Source organism: Providencia sp. PROV061, assembly GCF_011045655.1.
Lineage (GTDB): Bacteria > Pseudomonadota > Gammaproteobacteria > Enterobacterales > Enterobacteriaceae > Providencia > Providencia hangzhouensis.
The window spans coordinates 2,208,897-2,231,781 of record NZ_CP042861.1; the positions used below are offsets into that span (position 1 = coordinate 2,208,897).

Annotated in this window: 20 protein-coding genes and 2 pseudogenes; 7 read left to right on the forward strand and 15 right to left on the reverse strand. The window is 41.3% G+C overall.

Annotated elements, in window-relative coordinates; genetic code table 11:
* Positions 1 to 307: 307 nt before the first annotated feature.
* The 6 genes and pseudogenes from mgtE to purM form a co-directional block, all read right to left on the reverse strand.
* Positions 308 to 1,594: pseudogene (gene mgtE / locus FVA72_RS09970) on the reverse strand (magnesium transporter); the annotation flags it as partial.
* A 360-nt stretch (positions 1,595 to 1,954) separates the two neighbouring features.
* On the reverse strand, positions 1,955 to 3,484 hold the full coding sequence (locus FVA72_RS09975; RefSeq protein WP_094960482.1) for an exopolyphosphatase: 1,530 nt from the start codon (positions 3,482 to 3,484) through the stop codon (positions 1,955 to 1,957).
* Between the two features lie 4 nt (positions 3,485 to 3,488).
* Entirely contained in the window at positions 3,489 to 5,558 is a 2,070-nt protein-coding gene (ppk1, locus tag FVA72_RS09980) for a polyphosphate kinase 1 (RefSeq protein WP_004253537.1), read from the reverse strand.
* 54 nt (positions 5,559 to 5,612) lie between these two features.
* The gene (speG, locus tag FVA72_RS09985) at positions 5,613 to 6,200 is read right to left on the reverse strand and encodes a spermidine N1-acetyltransferase (RefSeq protein ID WP_004253538.1); all 588 of its coding nucleotides are present in this window, start codon (positions 6,198 to 6,200) and stop codon (positions 5,613 to 5,615) included.
* Between the two features lie 237 nt (positions 6,201 to 6,437).
* Positions 6,438 to 7,076 carry a phosphoribosylglycinamide formyltransferase gene (purN, locus tag FVA72_RS09990; protein ID WP_110591799.1) on the reverse strand — a complete coding sequence of 213 codons (639 nt, stop codon included), beginning with the start codon at positions 7,074 to 7,076 and terminating at the stop codon, positions 6,438 to 6,440.
* A complete protein-coding gene (purM, locus tag FVA72_RS09995) occupies positions 7,076 to 8,116 on the reverse strand; it encodes a phosphoribosylformylglycinamidine cyclo-ligase (RefSeq protein WP_094960484.1) in 1,041 nt (346 codons plus the stop codon). Before purM ends, purN begins: the two co-directional genes overlap by 1 nt.
* A 354-nt stretch (positions 8,117 to 8,470) precedes the next feature.
* On the opposite strand from purM, the gene upp reads away from it, so the two are divergent.
* The 3 genes from upp to hda all read left to right on the forward strand — a co-directional run bounded on the left by upp (position 8,471) and on the right by hda (position 11,320).
* On the forward strand, positions 8,471 to 9,097 hold the full coding sequence (gene upp, locus FVA72_RS10000; protein ID WP_004253541.1) for a uracil phosphoribosyltransferase: 627 nt from the start codon (positions 8,471 to 8,473) through the stop codon (positions 9,095 to 9,097).
* A gap of 98 nt (positions 9,098 to 9,195) precedes the next feature.
* Positions 9,196 to 10,491: a uracil permease gene (gene uraA / locus FVA72_RS10005; RefSeq protein ID WP_004253542.1), complete on the forward strand. Its 1,296-nt coding sequence runs from the start codon at positions 9,196 to 9,198 to the stop codon at positions 10,489 to 10,491.
* A gap of 127 nt (positions 10,492 to 10,618) precedes the next feature.
* On the forward strand, positions 10,619 to 11,320 hold the full coding sequence (hda, locus tag FVA72_RS10010; RefSeq protein WP_036957653.1) for a DnaA inactivator Hda: 702 nt from the start codon (positions 10,619 to 10,621) through the stop codon (positions 11,318 to 11,320).
* A 43-nt stretch (positions 11,321 to 11,363) separates the two neighbouring features.
* Here hda and arsC read toward each other — a convergent pair whose 3' ends face one another.
* Both arsC and FVA72_RS10020 read right to left on the reverse strand, forming a co-directional pair.
* Positions 11,364 to 11,720, reverse strand: coding sequence for an arsenate reductase (glutaredoxin) (gene arsC, locus FVA72_RS10015; RefSeq protein WP_094960485.1), 357 nt, complete (start codon positions 11,718 to 11,720; stop codon positions 11,364 to 11,366).
* A 12-nt stretch (positions 11,721 to 11,732) separates the two neighbouring features.
* Complete coding sequence (locus FVA72_RS10020) at positions 11,733 to 13,196, reverse strand: beta-barrel assembly-enhancing protease (RefSeq protein WP_110592591.1); 1,464 nt, start codon at positions 13,194 to 13,196, stop codon at positions 11,733 to 11,735.
* Positions 13,197 to 13,392: 196 nt separating this feature from the next.
* Here FVA72_RS10020 and FVA72_RS10025 point away from each other — a divergent pair, with 196 nt between their 5' ends.
* A complete protein-coding gene (locus FVA72_RS10025; RefSeq protein ID WP_004253547.1) occupies positions 13,393 to 14,457 on the forward strand; it encodes an AI-2E family transporter in 1,065 nt (354 codons plus the stop codon).
* A 47-nt stretch (positions 14,458 to 14,504) separates the two neighbouring features.
* Here FVA72_RS10025 and bcp read toward each other — a convergent pair whose 3' ends face one another.
* The gene (gene bcp / locus FVA72_RS10030) at positions 14,505 to 14,975 is read right to left on the reverse strand and encodes a thioredoxin-dependent thiol peroxidase (protein ID WP_004253548.1); all 471 of its coding nucleotides are present in this window, start codon (positions 14,973 to 14,975) and stop codon (positions 14,505 to 14,507) included.
* A gap of 14 nt (positions 14,976 to 14,989) precedes the next feature.
* Positions 14,990 to 15,547, reverse strand: a complete 558-nt coding sequence (locus tag FVA72_RS10035) for a glycine cleavage system transcriptional repressor (RefSeq protein ID WP_004253549.1) — start codon at positions 15,545 to 15,547, stop codon at positions 14,990 to 14,992.
* A gap of 287 nt (positions 15,548 to 15,834) precedes the next feature.
* On the opposite strand from FVA72_RS10035, the gene dapA reads away from it, so the two are divergent.
* The 3 genes from dapA (at position 15,835) to purC (ending at position 19,052) form a co-directional block, all read left to right on the forward strand.
* Positions 15,835 to 16,743 carry a 4-hydroxy-tetrahydrodipicolinate synthase gene (dapA, locus tag FVA72_RS10040; RefSeq protein WP_004253550.1) on the forward strand — a complete coding sequence of 303 codons (909 nt, stop codon included), beginning with the start codon at positions 15,835 to 15,837 and terminating at the stop codon, positions 16,741 to 16,743.
* 16 nt (positions 16,744 to 16,759) lie between these two features.
* On the forward strand, positions 16,760 to 17,815 hold the full coding sequence (gene bamC, locus FVA72_RS10045; protein WP_004253551.1) for an outer membrane protein assembly factor BamC: 1,056 nt from the start codon (positions 16,760 to 16,762) through the stop codon (positions 17,813 to 17,815).
* A 523-nt stretch (positions 17,816 to 18,338) separates the two neighbouring features.
* The gene (gene purC, locus FVA72_RS10050) at positions 18,339 to 19,052 is read left to right on the forward strand and encodes a phosphoribosylaminoimidazolesuccinocarboxamide synthase (protein WP_004911363.1); all 714 of its coding nucleotides are present in this window, start codon (positions 18,339 to 18,341) and stop codon (positions 19,050 to 19,052) included.
* A gap of 52 nt (positions 19,053 to 19,104) precedes the next feature.
* Here purC and FVA72_RS10055 read toward each other — a convergent pair.
* The 5 genes and pseudogenes from FVA72_RS10055 to FVA72_RS10075 form a co-directional block, all read right to left on the reverse strand.
* A pseudogene (locus FVA72_RS10055) lies at positions 19,105 to 19,860 on the reverse strand (energy-coupling factor ABC transporter ATP-binding protein); the annotation flags it as partial.
* 52 nt (positions 19,861 to 19,912) lie between these two features.
* Entirely contained in the window at positions 19,913 to 20,776 is an 864-nt protein-coding gene (locus FVA72_RS10060; RefSeq protein ID WP_110591798.1) for an energy-coupling factor ABC transporter ATP-binding protein, read from the reverse strand.
* The gene (locus FVA72_RS10065; protein ID WP_096863898.1) at positions 20,767 to 21,471 is read right to left on the reverse strand and encodes an energy-coupling factor transporter transmembrane component T; all 705 of its coding nucleotides are present in this window, start codon (positions 21,469 to 21,471) and stop codon (positions 20,767 to 20,769) included. Before FVA72_RS10065 ends, FVA72_RS10060 begins: the two co-directional genes overlap by 10 nt.
* On the reverse strand, positions 21,472 to 22,053 hold the full coding sequence (locus FVA72_RS10070; protein ID WP_036957659.1) for a membrane protein: 582 nt from the start codon (positions 22,051 to 22,053) through the stop codon (positions 21,472 to 21,474).
* 36 nt (positions 22,054 to 22,089) lie between these two features.
* Positions 22,090 to 22,515 (reverse strand): PPC domain-containing DNA-binding protein, encoded by a 426-nt coding sequence (locus tag FVA72_RS10075; protein ID WP_110591797.1) that lies wholly within the window; start codon positions 22,513 to 22,515, stop codon positions 22,090 to 22,092.
* Positions 22,516 to 22,885: the final 370 nt, after the last annotated feature.

The window sequence follows — 22,885 nt, forward strand, 5'->3', positions numbered from 1 at the left end:
TATATGATGTTAATAATATGAATTTTGCAGAATATCGTATATTTAAATTAGTGAGTTATAGTGTTAATTATATTTAATTTAATAAATTCTTACTGAATTATAGTAAGTAAATATTACCTAGATATTATTCGTTATAATTAACTTTATTAATCTAGATAAACTAAATAACTATAAAATCATTTAATTAATAGATAAATAAAAGGGTTGTTTGCGAGATTTTGGTTTTTTAGCTGGGCTTTGCTGTCGGAGGGAGTGTTTTGTAAATTGCACGCGCCTAATCTAAGAGTAGGACGCGTGCAGAGCGAATTTAAACGAGGAATAGAGTGGCTAAGCCAAGGAAAATAAAGAAACCGCCTGTATCTGTGATGGCGGTGATCATCACGCTAGAACCGATAGCAGGGTCCTTGCCCATTTTCAGCATAATGAGTGGAATAAGCACGCCCATAATAGCCGCCATCAGTAGGTTCAAGATCATTGCTAATGTCATAACTGCACCCATAGCGATATCGCCATAAAGGAAGTAGGTGACGACACCCATAATTCCTCCCCATACAACCCCATTAATAAAGGCGACACCAAGCTCCCTTAACATTAAGAAAGAGAAACTATTGTTTTGTATCTGGTGCAGGGCAATGGCACGAACAATCATGGTAATGGTTTGGTTTCCCGTATTACCACCAATTCCTGCCACAATAGGCATTAATGTGGCAAGGGCGACTAATTGGGAAATCGTATCTTCAAAAACCCCAATAACACGAGAAGCCACAAAAGCGGTACATAGGTTAATGGCTAGCCATGTCCAACGGGTTTTAACGGCTTGGCCGACAGGGGCGAAAACGTCTTCTTCAGGGCTTAACCCCCCCATACGACGAATACTGTTATCGTTTTCTTCACTAATGTTATCAACGATATCTTCAACCGTCAGGCGGCCCATTAGTAGGCCGTTGTTATCAACAACAGCCGCAGAAATTAAGTCATAACGTTCGAACGCACTCGCTGCGTCTTCGCCTTTTTCATCAGGCAAGAAGGTCACTGTGTCAGTTTTCATGACATCGGCCACTATTTTTTCAGGGGATTGCGTTAAAATAGTGGTTAGAGGCAATTCACCTTGTAAATAATTACTGTTATCGACAACGAAAATTTTGTCGGTCGCTTCTGGGATCTTGCCCCGTTGGCGTAAATAACGTTGAACCGTTTTTAGCGTCACATTTGGGCGTACGGTGACGAATTCAAAATCCATCATTTGGCCGACGCTATCTTTCGCATATTGTAAAACTTCGCGAATACGGCTACGCAGACTAGGTTCTAAATAGGTGAGAAGCCGACGCATGGTGTCACGAGGTAAATGCTCAGCAATATAGGCTTGTTCGTCAACATGCAAGTTGGCAACGGCGCGCAGTAGTTCTCTGTCAGACATATCCTTAATTAGGCTATCCCAAACAGAAACCGAGGCCTCAACTAACACTTCACCACGTTCGTTGTTATCAACAAGACGCCATAACGCGAGACGCTCATCATAAGGGAGCATTTCTAAGATATCGGCGATATCCGCAGTGTGTAAATCAAGTAGCAATTCTTTTACAAGACTAATTTTTTCACTAATTGCTTTGTCATCAATACTGACGTGTTGATCATTTTCAACAAGCGCATGGACGAACTCTTCGTCATCTAAAAATAGCGTCAGAATTTGCTGGCGAATATGTGCCAGTTTTTGAGAGTGCGGGTTGACTGTTGGCACCGCATCGGTTGAGAAAGCAGATTGTGACATTTTAATCCTTAAAGCAATAGCAGCGCAAAAGCGCTTTTTATGAATTCGTCTGCGAGCGGACGAAATTTATTATCATTATTGTCGCCTATTTAAATAATATATCAAATAGTTGAGTCAAATAAGCGGTGATTTTCAAGTCATCAATGATGAATAATAAGAACAAATCACTACAATAATGGCCGCAAATTACTCATTTTCTGCGCAAATAGTTAACGACCAACCGGGAACATCTTCCCAATAGCCACTTTCCTTTTCTAAATCTAATAACATCAATGCATTTTGCACGAGATATTCAGATGGTAAATAGATAGTCCAGTGCCCATCATCCGTTTCTATCCGTAACGAAGAAGGGATTGTTGTAGATTGGCGTTGATTATTTAACAAAATAGCTAGCCGCAAAATTTGGATAAGCGGCATAAATTGTTTTCTTTTAAATAAATTAAATTTAGGGATATCGTCATACTTAATAGCCCGACGATGATTACGTACTAGTGTGGCAAGCAATAACTGCTGTTCTTGGTTGAAACCCGGTAAGTTAGTATTTTGCAAAATATAAGCAGAATGGCGGTGCATACCACTATGATTAATACTTAAGCCAACTTCATGGAGCATAACCGCCCATATTAAAATGGATTCTAACTGTGGGTTGAGTTGTTTAGGGTTTTGCTGCCCCCACTGGAAATAGAGCTCTTCCATCGTTTTTAATACACGTTTAGCTTGCTCTCTATCAATATTATAATGCTCAGCAAGGCTTAATGCAGTACGTTGACGGATATCTTGGTGGCGGAAGCGGCCTTCCATTTCATATAAAACACCTTCACGTAATGCACCGTCAGATAAACGTAACTCTTTAATTTCTAATGAATCAAAGACGGCAAGTAAAATGGCTAAACCTGGGACAAATACATGTTTACGTTCATTAGAGAGGCCGAGTATATTTAGTGCGCTAAATGACTTATATTTTAATGCCATTTGCTTGATTTCGATGAGGCGTTCACGGGTGATAATACCGTCTTTATAGCCTAATTCTTGTATTACACTATGAGCAGCTTTGATGGTGCCCGAGGCACCCATCGCGACGTCCCAAGTTTGTTTCTTAAATAAAATCGCAGTGCTTTCTAATTTTAAGCAAGCCCCTAGGTAAGCGCGATTAAAAAATTCAGGGTTGATTTCTTCATTTGGGAAGTAAGTGCGAGCAAAGCTCACACACCCCATTCGGCGGCTTTCAATCAAAAGCGGTTCAAACTTTTCACCAATGACTAACTCAGTTGAACCGCCACCGATATCAAGTACTAATTTGCGGCCTTTTTCGGGTTGGGTGTGTTCAACGCCCATAAAAATCAATCGAGCTTCTTCTTGGCCTGAAATGATTTCAATAGGATAGGGCATGATTTCTTTTGCGCGTTGCAAAAATAGTTTCACATTCGTTGCGACACGTAATGAGTGTGTGCCAACAATACACACGTTCTCAGGGGAAAATCCTTGTAACCGTTCGGCAAACAACGCGAGGCAGGCAAGGCCCCGTTCCATGGCTTCTTCACTTAATTCATTGGTATCACTTAGGCCATCGGCAAGGTGAACACGTTTTTTCAAACGAGTGAGAACTTGCAATGCACCGTTGACAATACGAGCAATGACCATATGAAAACTATTGGAGCCTAAATCTATAGCCGCAATTTCTTGTGGTCTCGGTGTTGAGGCGTTGGTTATTGGCATATTTTTAAGCTCTTGTATCAGGTGTTTCGATTGATTTTAAATAATCATACACAGCAAGCTGGGCTTGGATTTTTCGTTTATTTCCGCGGGGAACATAATGATTACTTAAATCTTTGTCAACATAACGTGCTTTTACGGTATCGCTAAATTGCAGCTCTAAAATATCCAATACCCGTTGTTTTAAATGCGGGTCGACTAAACTAACGGCAACTTCAATACGGTAGTCAATATTGCGTGTCATCCAGTCAGCGGAGGAAATAAAGACTTTTTCATCACCCGCATTGGTGAAAACATAGACACGGTCATGCTCAAGAAAACGGTCAACAATACTGGTTACCTGAATATTTTCACTGTAGCCGACTTGACCCGCCACTAAAGAGCACATTCCTCTGACTAATAAACGAATTTTGACACCTGCATTGGAGGCATCATACAGTTTGTCGGTCAATTCTTTGTCGACTAGATTATTAATTTTTAATGTGATGCCACTTGGCCGTTCAGCGAGTGCATTTTCGATTTCTTGGTCAATTAAGGCCATTAAACGAATCCGTGTATTTTGTGGAGACACCATTAAATTATCGAAAGTCACTGGGCGATAGGGGTTTTCAATAAAACTAAATACCCGACGAACTTCGTTGGTGATCAGCTCATTTGCTGTGAGTAGCGAGTAATCGGTATAAAGCCGAGCGGTTTTTTCATTAAAATTACCCGTACCAATATGAGCGTAGCGAACGATTTGGCCTTCTTCCATACGCGAGATAATAAACAATTTCGCATGGATTTTAAGCCCTGGCGCGGAGAAAATAACATGCACGCCAGCTTCGGTTAACCGTTTTGCCCAATGAATATTGGCGGCTTCATCGAATCGAGCTTGTAACTCAACGACCACCGTGACTTTTTTTCCATTATGGGCAGCATGAATGACGGAATCGATAATGCGTGAGTCTTTCGCAACACGGTAAATATTAATTTTTATCGACAATACATTCGGGTCAAAAGACGCTTGGCGCAATAATTCTAAAGTATGTTCAAAGGTATAGTAGGGATAATATAACAGCACATCGCGTTCGCGAATGGCATCGAAACCGTTACGGAAATTATCAAACCAGCGGTGACGCAGCCTTGGTAATGGCTTGTTTAATAGGTTTTTATTTCCTTCATTAGGGAAATTAATAAAGTCTTTAAAATTGTGGTAGCGGCCACCGGCAATCACGGAGTCATCGCTGGATAGCCCCAGTTTTTCACGTAAAAGAGCAACCATTTCGTCAGGCATATCACGCTGATAGACAAAACGGACGGGTTCTGCGGTTAAACGTTGTTTTAATGTAGATGACATTATTTCGAGCAAGCTCGATTCCATCTCTGTTGCGATGTCGTACTCTGCATCACGCGTCATTTTCATCGAATAGGCATTGAGCTTATCGTAATCAAAAAAACCTTTGAAAATTTCATCGAGCGTATAGCGAAGGATATTATCAATTAGGATCATTGACTTGCGACGCTTTGGCATTTCCGGCGGTAAGTTAACAAACCGAGGTACTTTATCAGAGGGAATTTCCAATAGCGCATACTGAATGTGATTGCCATTGATGATTTCAACGGCAAGGTACGTGTAGTCATCTTTTAGAAACTCAACCAGATTGGTGTCAGGATTAATTAATATTGGCGTAATATGCTGGCGCAGGTTCTGCCGGAAATATTGACGTAACCAAATCTGTTGGCGAGGCGAAATTTGACGTTCGTTAATCAAGAATATTTGATTGCGCGCCATTTCTAATAGCAAATCATTATAAAGAATATCGAACTCTTGTTCTTGTTTGGCAACTCTTGACTGAATTCTCTTTAACAAGTGGCGAGCACCGCTTGCCGAACCCCGTTCTTCATTAATTAAAATACGGCGTTTAACGTCGGCGAAGCGGACTTTATAAAACTCGTCTAAATTATTGGAATAAATACCCAAAAAACGCATTCGCTCAATAAGAGGGTTACGCTTGTCGGCTGCTTCTTGTAAAACACGCTCGTTAAAAGACAGCCAGCTTAACTCTTTTTCATGATAGAGACGTTCTTGGGACATTCTAACTCCATATTAGACTCTTGTTACTTTGTGGCTATGATACCAGCCAGTTAGCTAAATGTGTTGTTTAATTGCTTTATCTTGGGTAATAACACTTTCTGGATTAGCAGATTGCTGTTTCATCGTAAAATATTGCTGCTGAAAAATACACATACGGATAGCGGTGTGATAACGACCATTGACAAAGAACTCGTCGATCAGTTCGCCTTCAGTATGGAAGCCTAGTTTATTATAAATATGGATAGCTTTGACATTTTCTTTATCAACAATAAGATAAAGTTTATATAAGTTTAGTACAGAAAACGCGTAGTCCATTGCTAATTGCGCAGCGCGACTCGCATAGCCATGCCCTTGATGGCTCGGTGCAATGATAATCTGAAATTCAGAGCGTCGGTGAATATAATCAATCTCTACCAATTCGACTAGGCCTACTTTCTCACTGTCATTTTCAACGATAAAGCGGCGTTCAGACTGGTCATGAATATGTTTATCGTAAAGATCGCTTAATTCAACAAAAGCTTCGTAAGGTTCTTCAAACCAATAACGCATAACACTGGCATTATTATCAAGCTGGTGAATGAATGCTAAATCTTCACGTTCAAGTGGGCGCAACCTAAACGGATGAACTTGCCCGGTTGTCATAAAAATACCTCTATTTAGTTAGGAAAAATGTGTTGTTCTTCGATTACAAGGATAACATTTATTTACGATAAAATAATGACACAGCACAGAGAGATGATCACCTTGTTGAAAAATAATTCATTTTACTTAGGGGGACGCTGTTTAACTCAATACCGTTCTATGTTATTTCCATGTGAAATACGACGAAAAAAGGGTGGATATCCACCCTTAAGTTTATATTTTTCGCTGCCACGAAGGTTACTCGTTAGCATAACCTTGTTGCGGTAAAATTTGGTTATCTAACACAGCGTTACCTTTTTGCATTGTTAATCGGCCACTGATGAACCATTCAACAACTAATGGGTAAATCACATGTTCTTGAGCTTTAACCCGCTCGATAATATCTTCTTCGCTATCTTGTTCAAAGATAGGCACTTTGGCTTGTAAAATAACCGGCCCGCCATCCAGCTCTTCGGTAACGAAATGCACCGATGTGCCATGTTCTTTATCCCCATTTTCCAGCGCCTTACGGTGTGTATGTAAACCGGGGTATTTAGGCAGCAAAGAAGGGTGGATATTGAGTAATTTTCCAGCAAAGTGGTTGACGAATTGGGCTGATAAGATACGCATAAAACCCGCTAATACGACTAAATCAGGCTGGAATTGGTCAACCTGCGCGAGTAATGCAGCATCATATGCTTGGCGGTCAGTATATTGTTTCGCATCTAAATAACAGGCTGGGATCCCAGCCTGTTGTGCTCGAACAAGCCCATAAGCATTGGCTTGGTTGCTGATAACAGCAACAATTTGAGCGCCAATTGCCCCAGAGCGACAGCTATCAATTAATGATTGCAAATTACTGCCACTGCCAGAAATGAGGACAACTATTTTTTTCATTAGCGGATCACAACCTGCTCTTCACCCGCAGGTAATGCACCAATTGTACCGATTTGCCATGCGTTTTCACCAAGCTTGTTCAGCAGAGCAAGTGCATTTTCGACTTCTTGCTGTGGCAGAGCAATAATAATCCCCACACCACAATTGAAGGTACGGTACATTTCATGGGTACTAACATCACCAGCTTGCTGTAGCCAATTAAAGACTGCGGGCCATTGCCAGCTGCTGCCGTCAATAATCGCTTGTGTGTTGTCAGGTAGTACGCGAGGAATATTTTCCCAGAAACCCCCACCGGTTATGTGTGCAATGGCGTGGATATCGCTATTTGCGATCAGCTCTAATACATTTTTAACGTAAATGCGTGTTGGTTCCAATAAGTGATCAGCTAAAGGTTTTCCATCTAATAGCGTTTCTTCAGGGTTGGTTTGACTGACTTCAAGGATTTTGCGAACCAGCGAATAACCATTTGAATGAGGGCCGCTAGAGGCTAAAGCAATTAAGGCATCCCCAGCACTCACTTTGCTGCCATCGATGATTTCTGAGCGCTCAACAACACCCACACAGAAACCCGCCACATCGTAGTCTTCACCATGGTACATACCAGGCATTTCAGCGGTTTCACCGCCAACTAATGCGCAACCAGATTGTTTACAGCCTTCTGCGATACCTGTAATCACGCTAGTAGCGGTATCCACATCCAGTTTACCGGTTGCATAATAATCAAGGAAGAATAGAGGCTCTGCGCCTTGAACAATCAGGTCATTGACACACATAGCGACGAGGTCAATCCCAATGGAGTCATGACGTTTTAAATCCATTGCTAAGCGTAATTTGGTACCGACACCGTCAGTGCCTGAGACTAAAACAGGTTCACGGTATTTTTGCGGTAGGGAACATAATGCACCGAATCCCCCAAGCCCACCCATAACTTCTGGGCGGCGGGTTTCTTTTACGACACCTTTAATACGTTCAACCAAGGCGTTACCCGCATCAATATCAACACCGGCATCTTTATAGCTGAGAGAGGTTTTATCAGTCACTACGGCCCCCAAGGCAATTACATTTTTGAGAAAAATAACATCATTGACATTATTCTAACAGGCTAGGCAAACGTTTGCGATAGCTTTGTGTTGGAAATTTTTTTAGTACTCGTGATTCAAAAAAGGGGATTGCTAAGAAGCCGTACAGAAAAATAATAAATGATTTTATTTAAATCAAATTTGCGGTTTAGCCAATTTCAACTTAACTGAGATGAGGTATAATTCTAAAAAAAATTGTGTTAATCGTTGTTGTTTTGACCAAAATCAAGCGTTATCTAGTGGCAACCAAAGCTAAAAGAGGTATAATCCGGCGATTTTTTTGTCCGCCGCCGTCTTAAATAGTAGGAGAAACCCATGAAGATCGTTGAGGTAAAACACCCTCTCGTTAAACATAAACTCGGCCTGATGCGAGATCATGATATAAGCACAAAACGCTTTCGTGAACTGGCCTCAGAGGTTGGTAGCCTACTGACTTATGAAGCAACTGCTGACCTTGAAACTGAAAAAGTGACTATCGATGGTTGGTGTGGTCCTGTAGAAATAGAACAAATTAAAGGTAAGAAAATCACTGTAGTACCAATTCTCCGTGCTGGTATTGGTATGATGAATGGTGTATTAGATAGTATTCCAAGTGCACGTATCAGTGTGGTGGGTGTTTATCGTGATGAAGAAACACTGCAGCCTGTCCCTTATTTCCAAAAACTCGCATCTAACATTGAAGAACGTATGGCATTAGTGGTTGACCCAATGTTAGCGACGGGTGGCTCAATGATTGCCACTATTGATTTATTAAAAAATGCGGGTTGTACCTCGATTAAAATCTTAGTCCTTGTTGCAGCGCCAGAAGGTTTAAAAGCGTTAGAAGCTGCGCATCCAGATGTTGAATTATATACCGCTTCAATTGATGAGTATTTAAATGAAGAGGGGTATATCGTTCCGGGTCTCGGTGACGCGGGCGACAAGATATTTGGTACTAAATAATGATAAGCCGACTGAGAAGTCGGCTTTTTTTTGATTAATTGTAGAGACTCACTGCTTATTCAGTGATTAGCCATTTCGCTAAAAGAGGATAAAGTCACATGACTCGTCGCACCATCAGTGTTGAAGAAAGACCACCATTATTACAAACTATCCCACTGAGCCTTCAACACCTGTTTGCTATGTTTGGCGCAACCGTTATCGTACCGATTCTGTTTGGTGTAAACCCCGCGACAATTTTGCTGTTTAATGGAATAGGAACGCTGCTGTACTTATTTATTTGTAAAGGGCAAATTCCGGCTTATTTAGGTTCAAGTTTTGCATTCATTTCCCCTGTGTTGATTTTATTACCATTAGGTTATGAATTGGCACTTGGCGGCTTTATCATTTGTGGCGTGTTGTTCTGTATAGTTGCGCTGATTGTTAAAGTTGCAGGAAGAGGGTGGATCAACGTCATGTTCCCCCCAGCGGCAATGGGGGCAATCGTAGCTGTAATTGGTTTAGAGCTTGCTCAAACCGCTGCAGGTATGGCAGGGCTATTACCTAAAGATGGCGCAGTGGTTGATTCGAACACGTTAATTATTTCCCTGACCACATTATCAGTCACTATTCTCTGCGCGGTCGTTTTCCGTGGGTTTTTATCTATAATTCCAATTTTGATTGGCTTTTTAGCGGGTTATGCATTGTCCTATTTTATGGGAATTGTGGACTTTACCCCTGTTATTGAAGCGCCATGGTTTGCTATCCCAACATTTTATACACCACGCTTCGAATGGTTTGCTATTTTAACCATTTTACCTGCGGCCTTAGTAGTTATCGCTGAGCACGTAGGGCACTTAGTGGTCACGGCGAATATTGTTGAGCGTGACTTAATGAAATCGCCAGGTTTGCATCGCTCAATGTTTGCGAATGGGTTCTCGACGGTGATTTCAGGTTTCTTTGGCTCGACACCGAATACGACTTATGGTGAAAATATTGGGGTAATGGCAATTACCAAGGTATACAGCACATGGGTGATTGGCGGAGCTGCAATTATTGCTATTTTATTATCTTGTGTTGGTAAATTAGCTGCTGCTATCCAATTAGTGCCGGTTCCTGTCATGGGCGGGGTTTCACTCTTATTATACGGGGTAATTGGTGCATCAGGTATTCGTGTGTTGATTGATTCAAAAGTTGATTATAACAAGCCACAGAATTTGATTTTAACCTCAGTGATTTTAATTATTGGTGTTAGTGGTGCGGTTATCCATATCGGTCAAGCGGAACTTAAAGGTATGGCACTGGCGACGATTGTCGGGATCTTTATGGCATTATTGTTCCGTTTTATAACGTTTGTTAGGCCTGAAAAGCAATTTGTAACATCTGAAGTGCAAGAGCTTGATAGCAATAAAAAATAAGCCATGTGACTTTTCCTATTGCCGTTCGGTTGATCGAGCGGCATTTGCTCACCGTTCTTATTCATCTATCCGTGTTTTTTATGGTAAACTGCTAGATGAAAATTGATTTGTACAGCCAGAGGCGCTTCTGAACACACCATCACAGCTTTCATTACCACTATATCTGCCAGATGATGAAACCTTTGCAAGCTTTTATGCAGGGGAAAATGGGGCGTTGCTGTCTGCTATTCAGTCTGCTATTAATCAACCACACGGTAGTTATATCTATTATTGGTCGCGAGAAGGTGGTGGAAAAAGCCATTTATTGCATGCGGCTTGTGCTGAACTGTCTGAACAAGGCATTGCAGTAGGCTATGTCCCTTTAGATAAACGTGCATATTTTGTCCCTGAAGTACTAGACGGTATGGAGCATTTATCACTCGTTTGTATTGATAATATTCAGTGCATCGCGGGTGATGAAGAGTGGGAAATGGCGATTTTCAATTTATATAATCGTATTTTGGAGATTGGCCGAACTTGTTTATTAATCACTGGGGATAGGCCACCTCGGCAAATCGAACTGAAATTACCTGATTTAGCCTCTCGCCTTGATTGGGGACAAATTTATAAACTGCATCCACTGAGCGACGAAGATAAAATTTGGGCACTGCAATTACGTGCTCGTATTCGTGGTTTCGAATTACCGGAAGATGTGTGCCGTTTCGTATTAAAACGTTTAGATAGAAAAATGGGAACCTTGTTTGATATCTTAAACAAACTTGACCACGCATCCATCGTTGCTCAGCGCAAATTAACGATCCCTTTCGTAAAAGATATTCTAAAACTTTAGTAGACTAAACGAGTTGGCAGCCGCATAGCTGCCAAAATAGTGACTATAAGATTTCACAGACTTGCTCAGGCGGACGGCCTAAGCGTGCTTTATCACCATTAACAACGATAGGGCGTTCAATCAACTTAGGGTTCTCATGCATCGCTTTAATGAGTTGGTCCTGAGTTAAGCTGTCATCGTTTAAATTCAATTCCTTATACAGCTCTTCTTTGGTGCGCATTAATTGACGAGCATCTTTAAAGCCTAACATTTTAAGGAGTTTTTTGATCTCAGCTACCGTTGGGGGTGTTTTTAAATATTCGACCACCGTGGGAGTGATACCCTTATCAGTTAAAAGGGCTAGGGTTTCACGACTTTTAGAACAACGTGGGTTGTGGTAAATCTTAATCGAATCCGTCATTATTTTAACTCCTTACGGTTTTGCATTTTTGTCACGTAATTGTAGTTTTCTAAGCGCATCAATGCGAGCGTCATAACGCTGTTGTTCATAGCTGCCTAAACGGCTTTGACGGCTAGCATCGCTGAGATAATTAATCGCAGTGTCATAATTACCCCGTAATGCCATTCCTTCTGCGTAAGCGGCGAGTTCTTCTGTACGTTTACCTTGCTTTGCAGACGCTTCAGCCAGTAAATCCCAGCCAATCGGGTCATCAGGGTAATCAAACGTATATTTATTCAACAAGGTTGTTGCTTCTTTATATTGATGATTATTAATTAATGCGTTGGCAAGGTTAACAATGAAAACAGTATTTTTCGGTGTTTTTTTCAATGCGTTTTGTAAACGCGAAACTGCTCTAGCAACTTGATTTTGTTCGATATCGATATCCGTCATACTATCAATAAACCAAGGGTTATCAGGTTGTTTCGCTAATAGCTCTGTCAGGATTTTACCTGCTTCTGCATATTTTTTGTCCTGAGAAAGAAGTAACGCTTTACCATATTGTGCCGCAATTTGCTCTTGTGCAGAACCTTTCCCGTAATTTTCAATAATTTGGTCTAAGGCATGTTTTTGCTCGGTGCTATACATGGCCAAAATACGAACGCGAGCTAACATAAAATCCAGTGATGATGGCACACTCACTTTAGGATATTGATTAGAGCGGTTTCTTGCATCCGCTAAACGGCTATCCGGTAAGGGGTGCGTTAATAGGATTTCAGGGGGCTTCGACATATAACGAGTTTGGTCTGACATCGTTTGCATAAAATCAGCCATGGCGTGTGGGTCAAAGCCAGAGCGCCTTAATGTCTGCAAGCCAATACGGTCAGCTTCTTGTTCATTGGCTTGGGTAAAGCTGATCATACCTTGTTGAACCCCAGCCATTGTTCCTGTTAAAGCGGCAAAACCGGCTTGAGGATTCGCCATCACTAACAGTAAAGAACCAATGGTCCCTGCAATCGCGAGAGGAGTGGTGCTTTTCTGGTCTTCCATCATTCGCGCAAGGTGTCTTTGCGTGACGTGAGATATTTCGTGAGCCATGACTGATGCGAGCTGGCTTTCATTTTGGCTGTACCGAAATAATGCGGAATGCAGCACGACATTACCCCCAAAATAGGCATATGCGTTAATATTGGGGTTATTGACTAAATAGAACTTAAACGGTGTTTTAACTGAGTCGGCATTTTTTACTAAGCGCATGCCAAGTTTGTTAACATACTGAGTTAACAGTGGGTCATAAATAAGAGGGGTACTGGCTCGTATTTGGCGTGTGATTGCGTCTCCCATAATAATTTCTTGGTTGATGCTAAGAGTGCCTCCCGCCGTCGTTCCTATATCGGGTAAGGTATCTTCAATTGCGCTATAAGCAGGTAAAACTGCACCGTTCATTAGCGCAGCGATCATGAAAGCCAATAATGGATATTTTAAAGTTTTCTTCATGAAACGTGAGTATCCCATACAACATTTAAATTTAGGGTAAGTACCGACTTTATTTCGGGTATGTTTAAGTAAGGCACCTAAAAACGCGAAAAGTTTAAAACACATGATAGCAAAAGCTATCGTAAAATCTGTTCTTCGGTATAATTTTCGTTACTTTAGGAACTGTCCTTTGCACTAATTCCCCCAGGAGCAATAAATGCTGGAATTGTTTTTACAGTGGTATCGTCGGCGTTTTGCTGATCCACAAGCCATAGCCCTCTTTACATTACTCGTATCGGGGTTTGTGATCATCTTCTTTTTCAGCAGTATACTGGCTCCATTGCTGGCGGCAATTGCTTTAGCTTATTTACTTGAATGGCCAACCAATTTATTACAGCGTATAGGGTTATCTCGTTCAGTTGCTGTCGGCATTATTTTGACCTTATTCGCTGGAATAAGTGCCATGGTTATTTTAATTATTGCGCCGACGGCATGGCAGCAAGGGATTAATTTGATGGCCGATCTACCAAATATGGTTAACCGTTTCAATGAATTCGCACAGAAATTACCAGAGCAATACCCCGCATTAGTGGATGTTGGCATTATTGATATGATGGCAGATAACCTTCGTAGCCGCATGTCAGGCATTGCAGACTCAGTGGTTAAAGCGTCAGTTGCATCATTAATTGGTATTTTTACTTTGGCGGTTTACTTAGTTCTAGTGCCTTTGATGACATTTTTTCTTTTAAAAGATAAAGAACGTATCAGCAAAAGCTTTCTTAAGTTATTACCCAAAAATCGTTTGTTAGTGGGCAAAGTTTGGGTCGAAATGAATGAACAAATCACCAACTACTTACGAGGGAAAGTAACAGAAATGGTGATTGTTGGGGTGGCGACCTATTTATGTTTTGCTTATTTTGACTTGCGCTATTCCGTATTGTTATCGGTGCTTGTCGGAGTAGCGGTATTAATCCCTTATATTGGTGCGGTAGCGGCCACGATCCCAGTGGTTATTGTTGCGCTCTTTCAGTTCGGTATCGGCAGTGAATTTTGGTACCTAATGTTAGTTTACTTAGTGATCCAAGGTTTGGATAGCAACGTTGTTGTGCCTTTATTGTTTTCTGAAGCGGTAAATTTGCATCCACTAGTGATTATTTTATCTGTTGTGATATTTGGTGGGTTATGGGGCTTTTGGGGCGTATTTTTTGCAATCCCATTAGCAACACTGATTAAAGCGGTCATTCACGTATGGCCGGAAGAGCCAACGGAATCACAAAACTAGGTTAGGAATAGTGCTGTATGGGGGCATACAGCACTAAGATGTGGCGATTAAGCGTGTGTATTAATGTAATCAAGCACGATTTCGTGGTGGTTACTGGTTTTAAAATTGTCAAAGACGTGTTCTATTTTCCCAGTAGGGTCAACGAGGAAGCTAATACGATGAATCCCATCATAGGTTTTCCCCATGAATTGTTTTTCACCCCAAACCCCAAATTGCTCACATACTTGGTGGTCTTCATCTGATAATAAAGTGAAGTTCAACATCTCTTTTTCAGCGAAACGAGACAGTTTCTCTGGTTTGTCTGTGCTAATACCTAATACTTCGACACCTTTCGCTTTAAGTGTATCCATTTCATCACGTAGACCACACGCTTGAACAGTACAACCAGGGGTCATCGCTTTAGGATAAAAGTAAACTAATACGCGCTGACCCTGATAATCAGAAAGATTGATGAGCTCACCATCTTGGTCAGGAAGGCTAAATTGAGGCGCCTTATCACCGGCTTTCAATGGGTTCATTACATATATCTCCGTTAACTTTGCATGTTGGGGTTGTTAACAATACTTATGTTGCCTTTAGCATTTAGCATTGTACACAGTTGTTGAAATTTATTTTTTATGATTATGCCATTATCGTCCAACGGGTCGTGTGCAGTAATCTGAATCTCCAGTTGAGCGGGCATATCATTATTGGCTGGTTGTGTTTTAGAAACAAGCTCTGCGATATTACACTGCGAGGTTGTGAATAAATTTGTGAATTGCTCGACAATACGGGGTGCATCGTCAACAACAACATTCACTGTTACTGTCGATGGGTAATAGGTTGTTTGAACACTCTGGGTTCTTTTCATTACGATGAGCAAATCGAGCTCGGCGCCCTTAGGTGGCAATGTCGCCTCTAAAAGGGTGATAGCATTCCAACTGCCTGAAAGCATCATAATGAAGGTAAATTCCTTGCCAAACATCGCTAAGCGACTATCTTCAATATTACAATCACACTCGCTGACTAGCCGTGTAATAGTATTCACAATGCCCGGACGATCTGTTCCCAGCGCAGTAATGACAAGAAATTGCTGTTCAGTCTTAGGCAAAGTCTATTCCTTAGTATTTTAATTATGTCAGTTAAACATTTGATTAGAATATAGCAGTAAAATTCTAGCACTAAAAACTGACTGACTATGAAGGTAAGGAAACCATAAAAAAGACAATCTGCCAAGAGGGGAAATAGACTCTTGCGAGAAATATCAGTGAATTATTACTTCTATTTAAGTTAATGTGCTCGGCATTAACAAAATTCATTAAATTCTTGCTGTTGGGTGGTTTTCTTCTTTGAAATGAAAAAGTAACATGGTAGTTCAATTATTGAGGGGGTATCGCTATGGCTAATGGAAACGCAAACTATAAAGATTTTTTAACGGGAAGCATTGTTGCAGTTATCACACCAATGGATTCGGCGGGGCGTTTAGATAAAGCCAGCTTAAAAAAATTGGTGGATTATCATGTTGAAAGCGGAACAACTGCGATTGTTTCTGTTGGTACAACTGGCGAATCAGCAACCTTAACGCACAAAGAACATGTGGATGTCGTGAAAGCGACACTTGAATTAGCGGATGGCCGTATTCCTATTATTGCAGGAGCAGGCGCAAATGCGACAGCTGAAGCTATTTCGCTGACAAATGAGTTTGAAAACAGTGGTGTAGTTGCTTGCCTGACGGTAACACCTTATTATAATAGACCTTCTCAGGAAGGGTTATATCAACACTTTAAAGCAATTTCAGAAAACACGAGCTTGCCACAGATTCTTTATAATGTACCATCACGGACTGGCTGTGATATGTTGCCTGAAACCGTTGGGCGTTTAGCAAAACTGGCGAATATTGTTGCAATTAAAGAAGCAACAGGGAACTTAGCTAGGGTTCATCAAATCAAAGAACTGGTTGATGATAATTTTGTACTGTTAACAGGTGATGACGCAACAGCACTTGATTTCATGCAACTGGGTGGTCAAGGCGTTATTTCAGTCACATCCAACGTTGCGGCACCACAGATGGTAAAAATGTGTGACTTAGCGCTTGCAGGCAAATATACTGAGGCGCGTGAATTAAATAAAAAACTGATGGGGCTTCATCTTCAGTTATTTGTTGAACCAAATCCAATTCCAGCGAAATGGGGCTGTCATCGCTTAGGCCTGATTGCAGATGGTACATTACGGTTGCCAATGACACCGTTAACCACCTCGGGCCAGCAAAAAGTTGAGGAAGCCTTGAAACTCGCTGGGTTACTGTAAAATTTAGGGAATTTTAATGGCAACATTATTGCAAAAATCGAAGGTTATGAAGGTTGCTGGCCTGTCACTTGTCGTGTTACTGGCAGCCTGCTCCAGCGATCAGCGCTATAAACGTCAGGTCAGTGGTGATGAGGAATATCTCAATGCTGCGCCATTGAAAGTGTTGAATGTGCCACAAGGGCTGACATTACCAGAACAAAATGGTGAGTATGATATCCCTAAAGCCACATCAACAGGGGCAATAGGGAAAGCGTTAGACATTCGTCCGCCAGTACTGACAATTTCGCAATTAGCGGGTTCTCGTACAGAGGATAGCGCTCAAGCAAGTCGTTTGTTGCTAGAAAATACACCTGAAAATAGTGCACTTTGGTCACAAGTTACGATGATCTTAGAGCAAAGAGGTATTCCAGTTTCATCTAAAGATGATGGTTCTCGCTCAATTGAAACCGATTGGGTCAAATGGGATCGTGCAGATGAAAACGTACCGATTGAGAGTCGCCATAAAGTAACAGTGCAACCAGAAAATGGTATGATGGCGTTAACGGTAACCAGCTTAGGCTTACGTCAAGGTGGTGAGACCATTACCGATGTTGTCGAAACTCAACGTTATAACAAACTGTTATTGAATGAATTAACCGATAACTTATATACGTTGCGTGATACTTCAAACAAAAATAGCATCCAAAATGCTTATGGTATCATTGATGTTCAAACAGGTAGTGATGATACTGGCTTACCTTTAGTTGTTGTTCGTGCGCCATTTGATGCAGTATGGGAACGCTTACCACACACCTTAGAAAGTGTTGGCATGAAAGTGGGTGACCGTACACGTTCAAGTGGTTCTGTGATGGTGACTTATAAAGGTTTAAGCAGTTCAGAATGGCAGGCGTTGGGCATTGATGACCCAACTGTGCCAGAAGCGGATTATAAAGTGCAGGTCGGTGATTTAAATAACCGTAGTACACTGCAATTTATCACCACCAAAGGTGTTCCTTTAACACAAAAACAAAATGATGAAATGGTTGCTGCACTGAAAGCGGCGTTTAGTAAAGCACCAGCCAAAAAGCAATAATTCAACATTTTTAGATGACGAATTAAACCGTAGCTTAAATACAAGCTGCGGTTTTTTTTATTTAAATTGGATGGGTTTGTATTGGGGTAAAGATATTAAGCTTCATACGCATAGGCTGGTGGTTATCAGCTCTGTATTTTGTTTATTTAATGCTTATCGTAACCTATATGCTTAGTTAATTATTAATTAGCATTCCATCAGTTTCAATTTTCCTTCTCTGGAAGGCTAATTTTATCTTTCATGTTTTCACTTAAAACAAATGGACAAAAAATCAGTATTTATGGTTAAGTAATCGTTTGCGTCCGCTCCGGAATTTTATTATCATGATTAGCAGTCAATTATAAAATATTGAATATCAGCTAGTTAGCGTTTTATATGGTGAATTTCAGTAACTGACTGAAACAGAGCAGAAAATTAACAATGAATAGGCCATTTGAATGGTTTTTGTTCTTCTGTTACTTATCTGAATCTGCTGTGCAGGTTGATTTTTGTTTAGTTTAATCACATCCCTGGAGTGTGTAAGATGCAAAAGAAAGCTGAGTTGTATCGTGGTAAGGCAAAAACAGTCTATACCACAGAGGATCCTGATCTACTGGTTCTGGAGTTCCGTAATGATACATCAGCACTCGATGGTGAGCGTATCGAGCAGTTTGACCGTAAAGGTATGGTAAATAACAAGTTTAACCATTTCATTATGAGCAAATTAGAAGCAGCCGGTATTCCAACGCAAATGGAAGCATTATTGTCTGACACAGAAGCTCTAGTGAAAAAGTTAGATATGGTGCCGGTTGAGTGTGTGATCCGCAACCGTGCAGCGGGTTCACTGGTAAAACGCTTAGGTGTTGAAGAAGGCATGGTGTTAAACCCGCCTTTATTTGACTTATTTTTAAAGGACGATGCCAAGCACGACCCGATGGTGAATGAATCGTACTGTGAGACTTTTGGTTGGGTGAGTAAAGAAAATTTGGCTAAAATGCGTGAGCTAAGCTACAAAGCCAATGAAGTGCTCAGTAAAATTTTTGCAGATGCAGGGTTAATTTTAGTCGATTTTAAACTGGAATTCGGCTTGTATAAAGGCCAAGTTGTCTTAGGGGATGAGTTTTCCCCAGACGGTAGCCGTTTATGGGACAAAGAAACACTGAATAAAATGGATAAAGACCGTTTTCGTCAGAGCCTTGGTGGTTTAATTGAAGCTTACGAAGAGGTCGCCCGCCGTATTGGCGTGCAGTTAGATTAATTAATTTCCTATAATTTGAATGAGATTTTAGCCTGCATTGCAGGCTATTTTTTTAGTTATTAATCGGGCGTGACTGTTGGTTAATAAAATGTGTGATCCATGATGAAAGAGTGGTATCAGTAGTATTTATTTGTAGTTGCTGACTAAGTGATATCAATGTCGGTGCGGGAAGTGGGCTTTCAACTTGTAACTCTGGATGACCTAATACTTCCAGTGGTTGACCATCAGCGATTAGATTACCATTTGATAGATGTATTACACGCTGAAAATGGCGGGCGACAAAATCAAGATCGTGGCTAATCGAAACGACAGTTACCCCTTTTTCGCGTTGTAATGTCAGCCAATCTTCGAATTTTCGCATCCAAAAGGCATCAAAGTCACGGCTTGGTTCATCAAGTAGCAATAGTTTAGGTGAAACAGCCTCTAAGCAGGCAACAGCAACCATCCTGCGTTGGCCTGCATGTAAATCTAAAGGGTGTTTATCCGCCACATCGGATAAGTGACAAATTTCAAGTGCTTGCTGTACTCGCGCTTGAATATCACGTTTATGATGTTTTTGGCGTTTTAAACCAAAAGCAATTTCATCACGTACACAACTATGAAAAATTTGTTTCTCAGCTTCTTGGAATAAGATCCCAATATGGTTAGCTCTTTGTGGGGAGGAAAGAAGATTAAGCGGGAGGCTATCAAGCCGAATATCACCTTGTGTTGGGCGCAATAACCCCGCTAAAAGGCGCAATAGCGTTGATTTACCTGCACCATTATCCCCAACTACAGCGACCCATTCACCAGGGTGAATAGATAGAGATAAAGATTGTATGTTATCAATAGTTGAACTTGGCCAACGATAACTCAGGTTTTCAAGCTGTAACATATCGCTCCTTAAACATCTGTAGCAATTGTGCTTCATCGAGGGGAATATTTCCTTGCCAATACCCTAATTTGAGCAGTTCACCTACCGCACGCCAAGCATCTGGCATATTGATTGTTTCAATGGCATCAAGAAAAACATCATTTAAACCACCTGTTGCGACCATTTTCCCAGCCTCTAAAAAGGTTTTACCCGTACTCAGCAAAAGGAATGAGTCACAGAAACTGGTGGCTGGTAATAAGTTGCGCTCAAAAAAAATAATGCTACAGCCTGTTTGTTCTGTATAGCGTTGTAATTGCGTTAAGATGCGTTGTGTTGCACTCGGTGTGAGCCGACTAAAGGCTTCATCAAGTAACAGGAGTTTGGGTTGCATCGCTAATGCGCTTGCTAACACCACTCGTTGCGCTTCACCGCCTGACAAGGTTGCAGGATGGCGCGTTCGCAGTGCCCTACAAAACGTCAGTTCAATGGCAAGCTCAACTCGCTCACTAATTTCGTCGGGTGTTAAACCGAGGTTCTCAGGCCCGAACGCAATTTCCTGTTCAACGGTAAACGCGCAGCCTGAAAGTTGTAATTGGGGGGATTGCTGAACTAGTTGGCGTGATATAGACACCTGAACCACGGAGTTGTCAGCTAAGGGCGCTCGTAATATCTCTGCGGTTCCTTCGATTTTCCCCTGAATGAGGTCATTGTGCCAACCGGCGAGTATTTGCGCTAATGTGCTTTTTCCGCTGCCGTTACCGCCAAATATGCATAGCCATTGGCCTGCGTTTAGCTGAAGATCAATCGGCCCTAATAGGGACTGCTCCGCACCTTGTGGAATGAAGCGCATTTGTTGTAGATTTACCACCACAGAGAGAGACCACCTTCAATGAAAATTAACAGAACTAACCCATATCTAAGTACTGCTTGGAGAGAGCTATCTCTAGGCGGGTTTAATGTGGTGCGTTTGGCACAATAACGAAAACCACGCATATCTAATGCGGCTCCACGAATACTTAGTTCACTTAAGGTATTACTGGCAAGTGGAAATAATAGGGCAGGTAACGATATAACACGTTGCCAAAAGCGCCCATCAAGAGGAACGCCTCTCGCTAATTGGGCTTCACGGATAGTGTTTAATTGCTGGCGAAATTGTTCTGCAAGTAATAACGGGCCTGCGAGTAGGTATGCAAAACTTGCAGGTAAACGGCTTGCAAACAAAGCACGAATGAAACGTTCAGTCGGTACATACTGCAGCCAAAGTTGAGAAGCGCTAATAATCGTTAATAACTTAAACCACAATGCCAACGCAAATTCAGGGCGGCTATTTTTTAATGTGGCTCCGGTTAATAGCTGAGCTAGCCAGCCACCATGAATTAACCAAAGCCCTGCCGCCATGGGAAGCATAATCCACGCAACTATTTTCCATCGGTGGCGTGCGGGCCGCCAAAATAATAAAACACCAAATGTGCTGCAACCTAGCAGAATTAATGTCCAGCTCAATGGTAAGAAAAGCGAGCTTACACTGAGCCAAAACCAAATTGTCAGCGAGGTAAATGGATGCATTTAACGGACCTTAGCCATATTTGGATAATTACGTTGGACACGTTCTGGTAATTGTCGAACCAATAACCAAGCAATAATGGCTGATGCGACTTTATCTGCAATATTGGCGCCTAATACTGTAATTGCCACCGATTCTAATAAGTTATCGCCAACAGCATGAAAATACGCGACAAAAAAGTCAGCGCCGCTACCGGTTGTTCCTGCAAACAAGTAAGTGCGAATGGGAACAGCAACGATCATCAACGCAAAAGTAATGACAACACCGGATAAAATCACTCTTGGTAAGGTGCGAAAACCACCTGCGCGAGCTAATAACCCAGCACTCAGGCCAATCATCATCGCGACAGGGGCGAAAGCCGCTGCAATTGGGCCGCTGAGTAAACCCCATAATAGATTTGTTAATAATCCACTCAATAGTGCAACCCAAGGGCCTGCTAATAATGCACAAATTAATGTTCCTATAGAATCTAGGAATATCGGCAGTTTTAACATTGAGCTTAATTGGCCAATAACCATATTAATAGCAATAGAAAAAACAATTAAAGTCAGTGTACGACTAGAAATAATCGACGTTTTACTCATGACAAAGTCATTCCTTACAGTAATGGAATAATAAAATTAGCGAGAAGTGATGATAAGCTCTTCATAACCAGACAAAGGGCAAGGTTCACGAGTGAAATTAACTTTTTCAAGTTCCCCAATAATCAGCTCTAATGTTGTTCTAACAGTACAACCCGGCATCATATGGCCACCGAGAACTTTCCCTTCTTCATCAGAGACAGACAAATGCAGGTGTTCGCCGTTAGCATCTAAAGTGCCAATTAATGAAACAATTTCGAATTTGCCTGTTGTGTGAAACGTGTTCTCTTGTCCTGCAAAACGCAGTGCGACATGAGTTAAGCTGCCGACGCTACTGGCAATAAATGCAGCTTGTAGGCCGTGTTGCTCAATTTTTCGTTTTAATGCTAAAAGCGCATCTTCTCCAGGCACTAAGCGGATAGCAATAAAACGAGCGTTTGAAAAGGGGGATAAAGATTGGTTCATATTGTTAATCCTAATCATTGTGCTTGCGCAGAGCGTCGCACAACCATGTAAATCATTAAAATTATAAATAATGCTAAGTTATGATTTTTCTGTATTAATTATTGGTGATTATTATACGTAATTGAGATGGATTGTCTGGTTGTAAAGGTATTTAGGACTATCTTCAGCAAAAGGCACCACAAGTTGGTTTTTATGATGATAAATATAAAAAAAAATGCAGAAATAAAAAAATAAACAGTGATGAATATTCCGAATATTTAGCTTAAGTTTTGGTGGCGATGGGAGTTATCTGTATTGCCATGCTAATTTTATGTACAATTCGGCTTGTCACCGTGAAATATGCTAAGAAGACCTCTTTTGAAAAGTATTA